Origin of the sequence: Kitasatospora sp. NBC_01250, assembly GCF_036226465.1 — a bacterium.
Lineage (GTDB): Bacteria > Actinomycetota > Actinomycetes > Streptomycetales > Streptomycetaceae > Kitasatospora.
Genome location: NZ_CP108476.1, coordinates 604510 through 619172 on the forward strand (window position 1 = coordinate 604510; position 14663 = coordinate 619172).

The following is a 14663-nucleotide window of genomic DNA, read 5'->3' on the forward strand; positions in this document are numbered from 1 at the left end:
ATGCCTCAGGGAGTGGCCTCCAGCTCGGCGGCCAGCGCGAGCAGGTCGTCGAGCAGCTGGTCCAGCTGCTCGGTGCCGGTCTGCGGGTTGAGCAGCATCAGCTTGAGGAAGACCCGGCTGCCGCCGTCCGGCTGCGCGATGTGGGTGCGGGCGAGCAGCGCACGGCCGTCCTCCATCACCCGGCGGCGCAGCAGGCCGTTGAACGCGTCGGCGTCCAGGCCGTGGCCGGGCAGGTAGCGGAAGAGCACGGCGGTCAGCGGCGGCTCGGTGCCCAGCTCCAGGCGGGGCTCGGCGCTGATCCGGGCGGCGGCGTGCCGGGCCAGGTCGTGGCAGGTGTCCACCATCTGCGCCACGGCCTCCCGGCCCAGGGTGCGCATGGAGACGGCGATCTTCAGCGCGTCGACCCGGCGGGTGGTCTGCAGCGAGGTGTTCTGCGAGCCGATGTAGCCGGCGCAGGTGTCGTCGTCGGCGCTCAGGCAGGTGGTGGGCTGCAGGCCGAACGAGACCATGGTCTCGGCCCGGCGCACCAGCAGCGCGGCCGAGGAGGCCGGGGTCCAGCCGAACTTGTGCAGGTCCATGGTGACCGAGTCGGCCTCCTCGATGCCCCGCAGCATCGGGCGCAGCCGCGGCGAGAAGAGCGCGCCGGCCCCGTAGGCGGCGTCCGCGTGCAGCCAGAGGCCGTGCGCGCGGGCGATGGCGGCCAGCTCCGGCAGCGGGTCGACGATGCCCAGGTCGGTGGAGCCGGCGACGGCCACCAGCGCCACGGCGACCTCGTGCTCGGGCAGTTCGGCCAGGATCCGCTCGGCCTCGGCGGGGATCATCCGGCCGTGTGCGTCGATCGGGACGGTGCGGATGTTCTCCTCGCCGATGCCCAGCAGGCGCACCGCGCGCTCGATCGAGAAGTGCACGCCCTGCGGGGCCAGCACGACCGGCTGCACGCCCAGGCGCAGCAGGCCCTCCTGGAAGGCGTGCCGGCCGATCTTGTCGGCCAGCACGGTGTCACGGGCCATGGTCATGGCCATCAGGTTGGAGACGCTGCCGCCGGAGGTGAGGGTGCCGCCGGCCGTCACCGGGTCGTAGCCGACCAGCTCGGCGAGCTGGGCGATCACCCAGCGGTCCAGCTCCAGGGCGAACGGTCCGCTCTCCCAGGCGTGCAGGGACTGGTTGAGGACGGCGCCCACCAGCTCGGCGGCGGCGGCCACGTCGGTGGGCGGCGGCTGCATCCGGGCCACGGCGGCCGGGTGGGTGATGTCCACCGACCACTGGGCGAAGGGCCGCACCAGCTCGGCCAGCGCCTGCTCGGGTGCCGTGCGCTCCTCGGGCAGCAGCGGGGCGCTGAGCGCCGCCGCGGCCGCGGCCCGCGCGGCGGCGGGGCCGCCGGGCGCGACCGGTCCGCTGCGCGCGGCGGCGACCTCGCTCAGGATGTCCAGCGCGGTGTTGACCAGGCTGCGCACGCTTTCCAGGCCCTCGGCGGTGCCCGCGGGCTGGTAGAGCGCAGCGGATGCGGTGCGGCTCAAGGCTGTTCTCCTCTTGGGTGGGGTGCGGACGCCACGAGGGGCGTCCGCCGGACAGGCCGTGGTCAGGACGGGCTGGGCGCAGCGGCAGCGGCAGCGGCCTCGACATCGACGTCCTCGGACGCGGATGCGGACGCGGACCCGGACGCGGGCGCGGACCCGGACGCGCTCGTGCGCTGGTGCGGCAGGTCGGTCGGGAAGTCCTTGAGCCCCCGCACCGGCGAGAACGCCACCCAGAGCAGCGCCAGCACGAAGGTGGCGGCGGTGATCCACAGCGTGGGCCGCAGCCCGACCTCGTCACCGAGCCAGCCGCCGATCAGCGCACCGAGCGGCAGCGGCCCCCAGGCGATGAAGCGGCAGCCCGCGTTGACCCGGCCCAGCAGGTGCGGCGGGGTGATGACCTGACGCAGGCTCACCACGTGGATGGTCGACATGGTGGAGCCCAGGCCGCACAGCGCGAACGCCGTGATGTAGAGCGCGTAGGAGAGCGCTCCCCGGCCCGGGGCCAGCGGGATCAGCACCGGCGCGCAGCAGCACAGCGCGAGCTCCAGCATCACCGCCCGCCCCAGACCGAGCCGCTCCTTGAGCCACCCGGCACCGAGCGCGCCGAGCAGCGAGCCGATCGCGCCCGCGCCGAGCACCAGGCCGATGGTCCCCGGGCTCATCCCGAGGTGGCGGGCCGCGTACAGCACGAAGACGGTCTGCAGCGACATCCAGCACAGGTTGTAGGTGCCCGCCTCCAGTGCGATCGCCCGGATCGAGGCGTTGCGCAGCACCATCCGCAGGCCCTCGGCGATGCTGCGGGCGGTGGAGACGCGCTCGGCGGGCTGCTCGGGCAGCGGCTCGGCGCGGCGGATCGTGCTGAGCGAGCCGACCGAGACCAGGTAGGAGACGCAGTTGACCAGCAGCGCGATCGGCGCGCTCATCCAGCTGATCAGCAGGCCGCCCAGCGCGGGGCCGCCGATCTGCGCGACCGAACTGCTCGCGGAGAGCTTGCTGTTGCCCTCCACCAGGTGGTCGTGGTCGATCAGCGAGGGCAGGTAGGACTGGTAGGAGACGTCGAACACCACGGTGAGCACGCCGATGGCGAGCGCGGCCAGGTACAGGTACCAGATGTTCAGCGCGCCCAGCGCCGCGCACAGCGGCACGGTGCCCACCAGCACCGCCCGGCCCAGGTTGGCGCCGATCATCAGCGGGCGGCGCCGGCGGCGGTCCGCCCAGACCCCGATGAACAGGGTCAGGCCCAGGAACGGCGCGTAGTTGGCGGCGTTCAGCAGGCCGAGCTGGGTGGAGCTGGCGTGCAGCTGGTAGACCGCGGCCAGCGGCAGGGCCAGCTGGGTGACCTGGGCGCCGAGCAGCGAGACGCTCTCCCCTGCCCAGAGCCTGAGGAAGTCCCGGTCCTGCCACAGACCGCCGAAACGCGGACGGTTCACGCCTGGCTCCCGGGGCGGTCCTCGACGTGGAAGCAGCAGCCGATCTGCGCGCCGTTGGACATGCTGACGATGCCGACCTGCGGATCGGGGGTGCCGCGCACCAGCATCCCGGCGTAGTCCGAGCCGACCATCAGGACGCCGTAGGCGACCACCATCTGCTCGAAGCCGCGCCCGTCGTCGCGCACGAACCGCTCGGCCACCGGCAGCACCCGCTCCTGCACCACGTAGGGCCCGTCGACGGCCCCGCGCAGGTGCGCCTCCCACTCCTCCTGGCCCACCGACCAGCCGGGGATGACGCCGACGCCGCCGTACAGCAGGGTGGGCTTGAGGGCGAGCCGGTCCTTGTTGGCCAGTGCGAAGGGCAGCAGGTCGATCCGCTCGCCGGCCCGCTCGACCCGCTCCTCGCGCAGGAACCGGGTCCACGGCAGGATCCGGTCCACCAGCTCGTGCTCGGCCGCCGACAGGGCCGGGCGGTTGCGCTCGTCGCTGAGCATCGCCAGGCTGCCCTTGTTGCCGTACAACTCGCAGTCCAGGCCCGCGAACAGGAAGGTCTCCCCGCGCTCGACGGCCGCCAGCAGCGGGTCGACCAGATCGTAGCTGCGCTGCTCGTCGGCCATCTCGCCGGGCAGGAAGATCCGGTAGACCACGTCGACCTTGCGGCCGTGGATGTGCGGCACGCCGTTGCGGTACTCGAACTCGCCCAGGTGGCAGACGACGGTGTCGAAGCCGTTGCGCAGCCAGTCCGGGACCACGAAGTCCAGCCAGGGCTTGGTCTTGGCGTAGCCGTCGGGCCACTCGGTCAGGGCCAGCACCGGGCGCTCGGGCAGCGCGAAGCCGGCCGCCTCGGCCTGCTCGCGCAGCACCTCGGCGATCCGGGCGATCGGGTCCGGGTGCACCAGGCGCTCGGCCGCCGCGAAGGTGCGGAAGGCCTCGTTCTCGCGGACCGTGCGGGCGAACTCGCCCATCTGCCAACCACCGAGCGAGCTGCCGGTGTTGAGCTCCATCAGCTTGAAGCCCGCCGGCTCGCGGTACATGTCGGCGCGCGACATCGCGGGCAGCGTGCGGCCGGCCCCGCGCATCACCAGGTCGATCTGGGTGGGCGTCATGCCCACCGCCTTGGCGAAGGCCCGCTTGTCACCGGCGAACAGCCGCTCGGGGATCGTGGTGAGCAGCTCGAACAGCCCGTTGAGGTCGGACGTCAGACGCCGGCGGTCGGCCGCGTCCAGCAGCACCGGCCGGTTGAGCGACTGGCCGCCGCCCGCGCCGTAGCGGATCCAGTCGTTGCGCACCCCGGGGACGGTCATGTCGGCCGGCGCCCGCTCGGCGGCCAGGTAGCGACGGGTGACCGGGTTCTCCAGCAGCGCGCCGAGCCCGTCCAGCGGGGAGCCGCCGAGCACCGGGCGGACCTCGGCCTCGGCCGCGTCCAGCGCCGCGGCGCAGCCCGACGGGTCCTCGGCCAGCGCGAGCACGGCGGCGGTGCGCGGGGTGAGCGCCTTGGGCGGCAGCAGCAACTCGGTGCCGGGCTCGGCCAGCGCGATCACCTCGACCACGCCGGGCTGCTGGGCGGCGGCGCCGAGGTCGAGCGAGGCGAGGGTGCCGTCGTGCGGCGGGTAGAGGAAGCGGATCTCGGCCCACTGCTCGGCGGGCACGGCCGCCTCGGGCCGCTCGCCGAAGGCGAGCGCCGCGCCCAGCAGCGCCAGGTCGATCCCGGTGGCGAGGGTGCCGACCCGCGGGATCAGGTCGCCGCCCAGGCGCCCGTTCAGCTCGATCAGGCGCGGGCCGCGTGCGGTGAGCCGCAGCTCGGTGTGGGTGGTGCCCTGTTCGATGCCGAGCGCCCGGTGTGCGCCGACCACCAGTTCCTCGACCGCGCCCGCCCACGGCTCGTGGCGCCAGGGGCCGACCAGGTGGCCGACCTCCTCGCAGAACGGGTCGAAGCCCAGCCGCTTGCGCGCCACGAAGAGCGGCTGCGCCCGGCCGTCCGCCACGAGGCTGTCGACGCTGATCTCGGGGCCGTCCAGGAACTCCTCGACGAGCACCCCGCCGGAGGCGTCCAGCGGGCCCATCACGCTGGCCGCGGCCAGCGCGTAGGCGGGCGCGAAGTCGCCCGGCTCGCGGACCACGGTCACCCCCAGGCTGCCCGCCAGCGCGCGGGGCTTGAGGACCAGCGGGAAGCCGATCTCCTCGGCCGCCGCGGCGGCCTCGGCGGCGCTGTGCACCAGGCGGTGCCGGACGCCGGGCAGGCCGGCCGCGTCCAGCAGGGTGCGGGTGGTGAACTTGTCCCGGCAGGCGCGCGCGGCGGCCGGCGACATGTGGGGCAGGCCCAGCTGCCCGGCCACCTCGGCGGTGGCGACCAGCGACAGCTCGTCCCAGGTGTAGATCCCGGTGCGCGGGAAGCCGTCGGCGGTGGCGGCGGCGAGCAGGTCCTCGACGGCGGCGCGCAGTGCGACCGGATCGGTGGTGTCGGCGCCGCGGTGGTCGCCGACGTACTCCCGCTCCCAGGTCAGCGGGGCGGCAGAGACCAGCGCGAGGTCGTAGGCGCCGGCCAGCGAAGCCATCGCGTACTCGCGGTAGGTCCGCAGTCTGCTGCCCACCACTATCAGTCGGTCCCGGTCACGCATCTGGCGCCCTCCGCTTCGTTTCGTCGTTCGTCGTGCTGGTGCCACGGCCCTGACCGGTCGTACGGCCGGTCGGGCACGTCGTCGTGCGTCCCCCGCCGGACGGGCCCCGAGGGCCTGCCCGCGGCGCTCGGCCGGTCAGCCGGTGACCGCCCGGCAGCGCACCCGGACCGTGCCGGCGGCCCGGACGATGGCGTCCTCCACCTCACGGCTGCTGGTGCCGCGGAAGCGGAACCGGGCGGCCACGTGCTCATAGCCGCCGACCTTGGGGATCGTCGTGCCCGGCTGCGGCAGCCGGCTCGCGTACGGGCCGGGCTCACCCACCGGCGCCGCGGCCTCCACCACCGTGCAGGGCGGCGCCACCGGCAGCGGCAGCAGCAGCCAGCCCGCGGTGCGGCCACCCGGCACGACCGGTGCGGCCGGGGTGCGGCCGAGCTGGATGTCCACGGCGGCGGCCATCAGGTCGATCCCGTGCACCTCGCGCCACACGAAGGGGATCTCCCCGCCGCCGACCCGGGCGCCGGCCTCCAGGAAGGTGAGCCGCGGCGCGCCCCGCCCGTCGGTGCCGGCGAACGCCTCCAGGTGGAACACCCAGGGCTCGCCGCCGCCCAGTGCCGCACCGACCTCGGCGGTGAACTGCTCGACGGCGGCGAGCAGTTCGGGGTCGTCCAGCTCCACCGAGCCGAGGAAGGCCCCGTCGGTGAACTCCCGGCAGCTGTTGACGTAGCGCGAGGCCCGCCAGGGCCCCAGCCGCTCGCCGGTCCACAGGCCGTCGATGTGCAGGACCGGGTCGGCCACGAAGCGCTGGACCAGGTACGGCTCCTGGCCCAGGTCCGGCGCGCTGTGCGCGTCGCCCTCGCCGTGCAGCACGGACACGCCCCGGCTGGCAGTGCCGCGCCGCGGCTTGACCACCACCGGCCAGCCGTTGCGGGCGGCGAAGGCCCGCACGGCGCCGGCGTCGGGCGCGTCCGCGTAGGCGGGCACCGGCACCCCGCCGCGCTCGGCGGCCACCACCATGGCGAGCTTGTCCCGGAACCGCTCCAGGTCGGCGCTCTGCTGACCGGGCAGGCCGAGCTCGGTGCGCAGCAGCGCCGCCGTGTCCAGGTCGCCCTCGTTCAGCGCCACCAGCCGGCCGACGGGCCCGAACCGCCCGGCCAGCCCGGCCATCGCCGCCCGCACCGCGTCCACCTGGTCGGTGGCCGCCACCACGGCCACGGCGGCGGCCTGCGCCGGCACCGAGGAGCGGGCCAGCTCGGTGGTGACATAGCTGATGTGCGCGGCGCCGTGGTCGAGGTAGTCCTCGTAGCGGGCGTACTGGTCGCGCCAGCGGTGCAGCACCACGATGTGCTCCGGCGCCGCGCTCACCGCTGCCCGCCTCGGAGCCGGGCGTCGGCCACCATGATCTGGCCCAGCGCGATGCCGCCGTCGTTGGTGGGCACCTGCTGCTGGCAGTAGGCGGCGAAGCCCGCCCGGCCCAGCTCGACCAGGCAGTTCACCAGCAGGAACTCGTTCAGGAACACCCCGCCGGAGAGCACCACCTGGCGCGTGGCCGAACCGGCCGCCAGGCACCGGGCGACCACCAGGTCGACCACCGCGGAGTGGAAGCGCCGGCTGAGCTCCGCAGGCGCCACCCCGGCCGCCAGGTCGGCGGCGAGCGCCCGCACCACCGGGCGCGGGTCGAGTTCGGTGACACCCTCGCGCTCGCTCGCGCCGAACCGGTACCGCTCGCCCGGCGCGGCCATCGCGAGGTCGCGGCCCAGCAGGCCCTCCAGCTCGATCGGCCCCTGCGCCTCGTACTCCGCCCGTGTGGTGACCGCGAGCAGCGCCGCGACACCGTCGAAGAGCCGGCCCATGCTGGAGGCGAGCGGCGAGTTGATGCCGCGCTGCGCCATGGTGGCGTAGACGTGGCGCTGCTGCTCGTCCAGTTCGCCCAGCACCGGGAAGGCCGCCAGCGCCGCCTCGCCGTCGCCGAAGGCGTCCAGGGCGAGCGCGAAGCCGGTCCGGATCGGCTCCTTGACCGCCCGGTCGCCGCCCAGCAGCGGCACGGTGCGCAGGTGCGCCAGGCGCCGCACCGCGAGGAAGTCGCCGAGCAGCACCTCCCCGCCCCAGGTGGTGCCGTCCTCGCCGTAGCCGGCGCCGTCGAAGAGCACGCCGATGGTCTCGCCGTCCAGCTGGTGCTCGGCCATGCAGGAGGCCATGTGCGCGTGGTGGTGCTGGACCTGCGTCACCGTCTCGAACGCCTGCCCCTGCTCCTTGAGCGCGAACCGGGTGGCCCGGAACTGCGGGTGCAGGTCGACGGCGGCATGACGGGGCGTCAGCTCGTGCAGCGCGGCGAGGTGCCGGACCGTCTCCCGGTGCGACTCGAAGGTCTCGTCGTTCTTCAGGTCGCCGATGTGCTGGCTGAGGTAGACCCGGCTGCCGCCGCTGAGCGCGACGGTGGTCTTCAGCTCGGCGCCGTACGCGACCAGCGGCGCCAACTCGCGCCCCACCTCCACCGGGTAGGGCGCGTAACCGCGGGCCCGACGCAGGAAGGAGACCACCGGCTCGGCGAGTCCGGGGTGCTCGGAGTAGCGCACCAGCGAGTCGTCGACCCGGATCTCGATGTCCCGGTCGTTGTACAGGACGAGGTCGGCGACCTCGAAGAGCTGTGCGAGCGCGTCCTCGTTGCGGTGCACGATCGGGTAGCCGGAGATGTTGCCGCTGGTCATCACCAGCGTCTCCAGGCCCTCGTGGTCCACCAGCAGGTGGTGCTGGGGAGCGGAGGGCAGCATCACGCCGAGGTTGGGGTTGCGCGGCGCGATCTCCTCGGGCAGCGCACCGGCCAGCTTGCGCAGCAGCACGATCGGCCGGGCCGCCGAGTCCAGCAACTCGGCCTCGGGCGGGCGCACTTCGGCGATCCGCCGGACGGTCTCCAGGTCCCGGGCGAGCACCGCGAACGGCTTGGAGTCACGCCGCTTGCGCGCGCGCAGCAGTGCCACCGCCGCGGCGTCACGGGCGTTGGCGGCCAGGTGGAAGCCGCCGACGCTCTTGACCGCCACGATCCGGCCGGCGGCGAGCGCGGCGGCGGCCAGCGCCAGCGCCTGCTCGCCCTCGGCCGCCTCGCCCGCCGGACCGGCCAGCAGCAGCCGCGGCCCGCACTGCGGGCAGGCGTTGGGCTGCGCGTGGTAGCGCCGGTCCAGCGGATCGCGGTACTCCGCCGCGCACGGGCCGCACATGGTGAACGCGGCCATCGTGGTGGTCGCCCGGTCGTAGGGCAGGGCCCGCACGATGGAGTACCGCGGGCCGCAGTTGGTGCAGTTGATGAAGGGGTAGCGGAACCGCCGGTCGGCCGGGTCGCGCAGCTCGGCCAGGCAGTCGGCGCAGACGTGGGCGTCGGCCGGCACCACGGTGACCTTGCGGCCCCCGTGCGCGCTCTCACGGATCTCGAAGTCCGCCGCGCCGTACCCGCCCGCGCCGTCCTCCCGCTCCACCCGCACCTCGTGGACGCGGGCCTGCGGCGGCGCCTGGGTGCGCAGCTCCGCGGTGAAGCGGTGCACGGCCGGGGCCGGCCCGCTCACCTCGGTGAGCACGCCCTCGGGGTCGTTGAGCACCCAGCCCGCCAACTCGTGCGTCAGCGCGAGCTTGTAGACGAACGGGCGGAAGCCCACCCCCTGCACCACGCCGGTGACCCGGATCAGCCGCCGCAGCGGCGGTTCGCTGTTCTTCATCGTCCGTCGCCCGTCCTCAGCAGAGCCGGGGCAGTTCGGCGCCCTGGAGCTCTTCGACCACCGACTCCCGGCCGTCGGCGCCGCGCATGAGCACCACGGGCTCGGCCTCCTCGGTGACCTCGCCGATCACCACGGCGTCGGCGCCGTAGCGGTGCGCCCGCAGCGCCGCGAGCACCTCCTGCTCGGCCTCGGGGGCGACGAACAGGCAGACGCAGCCCTCGTTCGCCGCGTGGATCGGGTTGACGCCCAGCATGTCGGTGGCCATCACGGTCTCGAACTGGATCGGCAGCAGCTCCTGGTCGATCCGGATGGTGCGCCCGCTGGAGGCCGCGTACTCGTGCAGCACGGCCGCCAGGCCGCCGCGGGTGACGTCGCGCACCGAGTGCACCCGCCCCTCGCCGACCGTGCCGAGCAGCTCGTCGAGCATCCCGTTCAGCGGCGCGCAGTCGCTGAGCACGCGCTGCTCGAAGCCCAGACCCTCGCGGATCGAGAGCAGGTGCACGGTGTGGTTGCCGATCGGACCGCTGAGGATCACCCGGTCGCCGGGGCGCACGTCGCGCATCCGCAGCGGGGTGCGCTCGAAGACGCCCACGCCCGCGGTGTTGAGGTAGATCTGGTCGGCCTCGCCCTTGCGGACGACCTTGGTGTCGCCGCAGACGATCTGCACGCCGGCCTCGCGCGCCGTCTCGCGGATCGAGGTGAGCACCTGGACGAGCCGGGCGATCGGCAGCCCGGTCTCCAGGATCATCCCGAGCGTCAGGTAGAGCGGCCGGGCACCGACCACGGCGAGGTCGTTGACGGTGCCGCAGACGGCGATCTTGCCGATGTCGCCGTTGCCGAAGAACGGCGGGTCCACGACGAACGAGTCGGTGGTCATCGCGATCTGCCCGGACGAGATGGGCAGCATGGCGCTGTCCTCCATCTCACCGATGTACACGTCGCCGAGCGTGTCGACGATCAGGGAGATCAGCTCGTGGCTGAGCTGCGCTCCACTGCCGTGGTCGAGAACGACCTCGCCGAGGTCGGTCACCTGGCTTGTCATCTGCTGTTCCTTCAAGGGCGTCGGGTGGGGCAACGGCTGGGGTGCGGGTGCCTCGGCCGGGGCTTGTCGGACAGGCCCCGGGCAGGCACGGGGCTCCTCAGGGAAGGATCTTGACGACCTTGCGGGGCAGCTCGCCCTCGGTGTCGAGGACGTCGAAGATCTCCTTGGAGTCGGCCACCGTGGCGCAGTAGCCGCCGAGCCACTCCAGGGCGCGGTCGCGGTCCTCGGCGTTGCCGGAGACCACGCAGTCCGAGGGGACCCAGACGTTGTAGCCGCGGAAGAAGGCGTCGGCGGCGGTGGTCTGCACGCAGATCTGCGTCTGCAGCCCGGTGACCAGGACGGTGTCGATGCCGGCCGCCTGCAGGCGGTCGTGCAGCTCGGTCTCGTAGAAGCCGCTGTCCTTGTTCTTCTCGACGACCTGGTCCTCGTCGGCGAGGAAGTCGGCGAGGATCGCCGCGCCCTGCGAGCCGCGCTGCAGCGGCAGGGTGCCGTCGAGGTCGCGCTCGACGTTGGGGTCGTCGGCCAGATTCACCAGCTGCAGGTGGTAGATCGCGTGGCCGCGACGGCGCATCTCGTCGAGGAAGGCAGTGAACCGCGGCTGCGCCTCGGCCATGGCCGCGGTGCGCTCGGGGGTCTTGTGGACGACGTCGGCCTGGAGGTCGTTGGTGAGTACGGCGATCTTGCCCATGACGGTTCTCGGGTTCCTTGAGAAGTGGTGGAAACACGGGAAGGTGCAGCAGAGCCCACTGCCCCAGCACGCACGGCCTCCCGGCAAGCAGCGCACAGCGCGCCGACGCGGGCAGCGGACAGCGGCCTGGCGGCAGGCGGGCAGGCGGAAGCGGGCAGCAGAAGGCAATGCGGAGATAAAGCAGAGGTAAACCAGAAGCCTGTGACAGCGAGTTGCGAAAAACTCAGAGAGACGGAAGCGGTGAAACAGACAGCGGATGTGCGTCTCGCGGACCAGCGAAGCTCCCCCTGACGCGACGTCGCCGACTCTGGCACAGCGATCAGGGGCCGTCAAGATCAACATCCAGCGGATCCCGACAGCCCCTGCACACCTCACACACCATCAACTGGGCGCCGTGCGAGGGGAGAACGCATATCGCATTCCATGTCCCGGGAAAAGGGAAAGGGGTGCGCGGAGGCGATTGCGGCGATATTCCGACACCATCGCGACGGCATCGGGCGCACGAACCAGCACACCGGACCGCCCTGTGCGGCCGCCGAACCACAAGCCGGCCGCGCAACCGTCCGGGCACACACCACCCGGCCGCTCGACTACCTCGGCGGTTACCGGAGCGTAATATTCCACTCGCTTCGCCGCGGTGACGGCAGGTTCAGGCAACTCTGCCCGTGTGGCTGCTTCTTGACGGTTCATCAGCTCTGCAAATTGGCCGCCCCGACCGCCCGGAACCCCCTCCGTAACACCTTGCACCCCACGGGCCGCAACCCGCCGAACGGCGGGGGTGCCGCCGCCGCTCCGATCGGCAGTCCACCATCAATCCCACCCACACCATCAGCCCCATAATCCCCACGAACACCAACCGGAGCACCGGAAAACCCACCCCATCACCACGGGCGACCACGCCATCCACACCGATCATTCGCAGACGCACCCTGAGGCGCCACCACACCCCACCGAGTGCCCCACCGAATCATCCCCAACAGGATGATCAGGATGTTCCTCCCATAGCGTCGCTTCACCCAGATAGTCCGACACAGGGAAGAAAAGGGACAAAGGACGTGATCCCCAAGAAGCCGCCCTGACCGACAGTCAGCGCACCGCCCCGGGCAGCGCGGTCCCGGCACCCACCTGCGCCAACCGGCAGGGGACACAAGGCCGGTAGGCCCTGTCTATGCGCGTTGAACGGGCTCCGCGCGCAGCAGAGCGCCGGCCCGCGTGACGTGACGCGGGCCGGCGCTCTGCCGTGCTGGTGATGCTGCGCCGGACAGGCCGAGTGGCGGTCAGCCCTCCTGCGGGCCGAGCGCACGAACCAGGGCGGAGACGTCCTGGTACTCGCGCCACTGCACCACCCGACCGTCGCGGGCCGTCAGCACGACCACGAACGCGGCCGTCTCGCTCTTGCCGGTGGTCGACAGGGTCCCGCTCAACTCGTATTCCGCGACGATCACTTCCGGATCGGCGCTCTGGTGGACGGCGATGGTCCGGAACTCGTCGAACCGCACCGGCAGCGCGGCCCGGGTGGCGGTGGTGAAGGCGGTGTACTGCGCGCGGTCCTTGAAGTACCGCGGGCTCTCGGGCGGGGACAGGGGCAGTTCGATGACGACATCCTCGGCGAGGAGGTCCTCGGTGAGGCCGACCTCGCCGGCCAGGACGTTCGCCCGGAAGCGTTCGAAGATCTCCAGCGGGCTCAGGGTCGTGGAACCGGAGGACTCGGGCATGGCGCATCCTTCCAGGGGAGTTGTCCCAGTCAGGTGAGTCACTGCTCAGGGAAAGTATGCGCCCCGTGTCCCCGTCGGCACGCTCCGCTTTCGGCCATCATCGAGGAGCCGGTGACCGCCGCCGTGCCCGTGGTGCCCACCGCCGCGTCCGCGCACCGGGCGTACCCATCCCGTCAGCAACGCGTCAGAACCACGTCAACCGCGGACCAACCGCCGTGCGGCTGCTGCAGACTGGCTCGACCTGCAGGTCCGCAGGCCCCTCTGGAGGTGAGCCGCATGTCCGTCTTCGCTGCGTTCCACTCCGTGGTCCCCGACATCGGCCGCCGCGGCCACGCCCTGCGCGCCGCCTTCTCCTCGGTGCTGGACCGGCTGGCGGCCAGCCCGCTGGACAGCTCCGTGCTCCAGGCCGTGGGCGCACCGCGACGCACGCCCGTCGAGCGGACGGCCCTGCGGGCCCACTGGCGGGCCGTCACCCGCGAGGACGGTACGACCCGGCTCGAAGCCACCTGGCGCCTCGAAGCCTGACCGGGAGCCGGTGACCGCCGCACGGCCCGTGCCCGGTGCCCGGGCCGACGCACCGGCATGTCCGCCCGCGCACCGGGCAGCACTGAATCATGGCCGACCAACCCCCACCGCACTCCCCCGCCCCAACCGCGCCGCGCTGCCGCAAGAACCCGGCAGAGCCCCGACTCCCCATGGAGCTCCATGAGTTGCAAGCCGCGGAGCCCTCCGTGCTCCCCTTCGCGATCGGCTCGTTCGAGAGCATCGGGCCACTGTCCCGCGCAACCTCCCCGCACCGGCACAGCTTCTACGAGATCGCGCTCGTCGCCGCCGGCCGCGGGACGCACGTCGTCGATCTGGAACGGATCCCGCTGACCCCGCCGCAGCTGTACGTGATCGCTCCCGGACAGGTGCACCACTGGGAGGCGGAGGACGTGGCCGGCTGGGTGCTGATCTTCAACGAGGACTTCCTGCTCACCCACCCGCAGGACGGCGCGGCGCTGCGCGCCCTCGCCGACCGGCGCCGGCTCCAGCTGTGCCGCGACCGCCAGGACGGCTTCGAGGCGCTGCTGGCCGCGATGGACGAGGAGTACCAGCGCGCCGAGCCCGGCTTCGTGGGCGCGCTCTCCTGCTATCTGCACATCCTGCTGCTCCACGCGCAGCGGCTGCCGGGCGCCCATACCCCGGGCGGCACACCAGCCGACTGGGCGGTGGAGTTGACGGCACGCTTCACCCGGCTGATCGCGCAGCCCGGGGCCCGGGGAGGGTCGGTCGGGGCGCTGGCCCGGGAGTTGGGCGTCTCGGCGGGGCACCTGCACGAGGCGGTGAAGCAGAGCACCGGCCGAACGCCCGGCCGGCTGGTCCGCGCGCAGCAGACGCTGGAGGCGAAACGGCTGCTGCTCGGAAGTGATTTGACGATACGTCAGATCGCCGAGCGGATCGGCTTCGGCGACCCCTCGTACTTCAGCAGATTCTTCCGGCGCGAGAGCGGGATGAGCCCGGGGGCGTTCCGCAGAGCGGCGCGCGCGGTGCACGAGTGACCGTGAAATCACCCTCTTCTCCGAGTCCGGTCCATCGCCGGGGCGGCGGTGCCCGCCTACCTTGCTTGTCATGCCCCAGCCACTCCCTGTGCCACCCCGCCCGTCCCCGAGTCCAGGGAGCACCGACCGACCATGAGCACCGACCCCGCACGCCCTGCACGCCCCGCTGATCCCGGCACCCCCGCCGATCCCGCTGATCCTGGCACCCCCGCCAGCCCTGCGGCCCCCGCCGACCGGCCCTGGGCAGCGGACACCGCCTACCGCCCGGGCGACCTGGTGACCTACGGCGGCGCGACCTACCAGTGCCTGCAGGCGCACACCTCCGCCACGGGCTGGGAACCATCCGCCGTCCCGGCCCTCTGGCGGCGCCTGTAAGAAGGGCAGCCGGGGCCGTCGGCACCCCCATGG

The 14663-nt window shown here is 73.0% G+C and carries 11 protein-coding genes; 3 read left to right on the forward strand and 8 right to left on the reverse strand.

What is annotated here, in order from left to right:
- Positions 1 to 5: 5 nt before the first annotated feature.
- The 8 genes from OG500_RS02895 to OG500_RS02930 all read right to left on the reverse strand — a co-directional run bounded on the left by OG500_RS02895 (position 6) and on the right by OG500_RS02930 (position 12714).
- On the reverse strand, positions 6 to 1517 hold the full coding sequence (locus tag OG500_RS02895) for a pyridoxal phosphate-dependent decarboxylase family protein (protein WP_329576160.1): 1512 nt from the start codon (positions 1515 to 1517) through the stop codon (positions 6 to 8).
- A gap of 62 nt (positions 1518 to 1579) precedes the next feature.
- Positions 1580 to 2947, reverse strand: coding sequence for an MFS transporter (locus OG500_RS02900; RefSeq protein ID WP_329576163.1), 1368 nt, complete (start codon positions 2945 to 2947; stop codon positions 1580 to 1582).
- Positions 2944 to 5565 carry an ATP-grasp domain-containing protein gene (locus OG500_RS02905; RefSeq protein WP_329576166.1) on the reverse strand — a complete coding sequence of 874 codons (2622 nt, stop codon included), beginning with the start codon at positions 5563 to 5565 and terminating at the stop codon, positions 2944 to 2946. Before OG500_RS02905 ends, OG500_RS02900 begins: the two co-directional genes overlap by 4 nt.
- Positions 5566 to 5700: 135 nt before the next feature.
- Positions 5701 to 6927 carry an ATP-grasp domain-containing protein gene (locus tag OG500_RS02910; RefSeq protein ID WP_329576169.1) on the reverse strand — a complete coding sequence of 409 codons (1227 nt, stop codon included), beginning with the start codon at positions 6925 to 6927 and terminating at the stop codon, positions 5701 to 5703.
- On the reverse strand, positions 6924 to 9269 hold the full coding sequence (gene hypF / locus OG500_RS02915) for a carbamoyltransferase HypF (protein ID WP_329576172.1): 2346 nt from the start codon (positions 9267 to 9269) through the stop codon (positions 6924 to 6926). Before hypF ends, OG500_RS02910 begins: the two co-directional genes overlap by 4 nt.
- Before the next feature lie 16 nt (positions 9270 to 9285).
- Positions 9286 to 10311 (reverse strand): hydrogenase expression/formation protein HypE, encoded by a 1026-nt coding sequence (gene hypE / locus OG500_RS02920; protein ID WP_327064772.1) that lies wholly within the window; start codon positions 10309 to 10311, stop codon positions 9286 to 9288.
- Between the two features lie 97 nt (positions 10312 to 10408).
- On the reverse strand, positions 10409 to 10999 hold the full coding sequence (locus OG500_RS02925; RefSeq protein WP_327064773.1) for a cysteine hydrolase family protein: 591 nt from the start codon (positions 10997 to 10999) through the stop codon (positions 10409 to 10411).
- Between the two features lie 1277 nt (positions 11000 to 12276).
- Positions 12277 to 12714 (reverse strand): nuclear transport factor 2 family protein, encoded by a 438-nt coding sequence (locus OG500_RS02930; RefSeq protein WP_327064774.1) that lies wholly within the window; start codon positions 12712 to 12714, stop codon positions 12277 to 12279.
- A gap of 276 nt (positions 12715 to 12990) precedes the next feature.
- On the opposite strand from OG500_RS02930, the gene OG500_RS02935 reads away from it, so the two are divergent.
- The 3 genes from OG500_RS02935 to OG500_RS02945 all read left to right on the forward strand — a co-directional run bounded on the left by OG500_RS02935 (position 12991) and on the right by OG500_RS02945 (position 14630).
- Entirely contained in the window at positions 12991 to 13239 is a 249-nt protein-coding gene (locus tag OG500_RS02935) for a hypothetical protein (RefSeq protein ID WP_329576178.1), read from the forward strand.
- Between the two features lie 206 nt (positions 13240 to 13445).
- Positions 13446 to 14255: a helix-turn-helix transcriptional regulator gene (locus OG500_RS02940; protein ID WP_329576181.1), complete on the forward strand. Its 810-nt coding sequence runs from the start codon at positions 13446 to 13448 to the stop codon at positions 14253 to 14255.
- A 132-nt stretch (positions 14256 to 14387) separates the two neighbouring features.
- Positions 14388 to 14630: a carbohydrate-binding protein gene (locus OG500_RS02945; RefSeq protein ID WP_329576184.1), complete on the forward strand. Its 243-nt coding sequence runs from the start codon at positions 14388 to 14390 to the stop codon at positions 14628 to 14630.
- Positions 14631 to 14663: the final 33 nt, after the last annotated feature.

What these genes read in the sequence shown, in the direction of transcription:
- OG500_RS02925 (WP_327064773.1), bottom strand. Translation starts at nt 10,999, where the DNA reads ATGGGCAAGATCGCCGTACTCACCAACGACCTCCAGGCCGACGTCGTC.
- OG500_RS02945 (WP_329576184.1), top strand. Translation starts at nt 14,388, where the DNA reads ATGAGCACCGACCCCGCACGCCCTGCACGCCCCGCTGATCCCGGCACC.
- OG500_RS02930 (WP_327064774.1), bottom strand. Translation starts at nt 12,714, where the DNA reads ATGCCCGAGTCCTCCGGTTCCACGACCCTGAGCCCGCTGGAGATCTTC.
- OG500_RS02905 (WP_329576166.1), bottom strand. Translation starts at nt 5,565, where the DNA reads ATGCGTGACCGGGACCGACTGATAGTGGTGGGCAGCAGACTGCGGACC.
- hypE (WP_327064772.1), bottom strand. Translation starts at nt 10,311, where the DNA reads ATGACAAGCCAGGTGACCGACCTCGGCGAGGTCGTTCTCGACCACGGC.
- hypF (WP_329576172.1), bottom strand. Translation starts at nt 9,269, where the DNA reads ATGAAGAACAGCGAACCGCCGCTGCGGCGGCTGATCCGGGTCACCGGC.
- OG500_RS02935 (WP_329576178.1), top strand. Translation starts at nt 12,991, where the DNA reads ATGTCCGTCTTCGCTGCGTTCCACTCCGTGGTCCCCGACATCGGCCGC.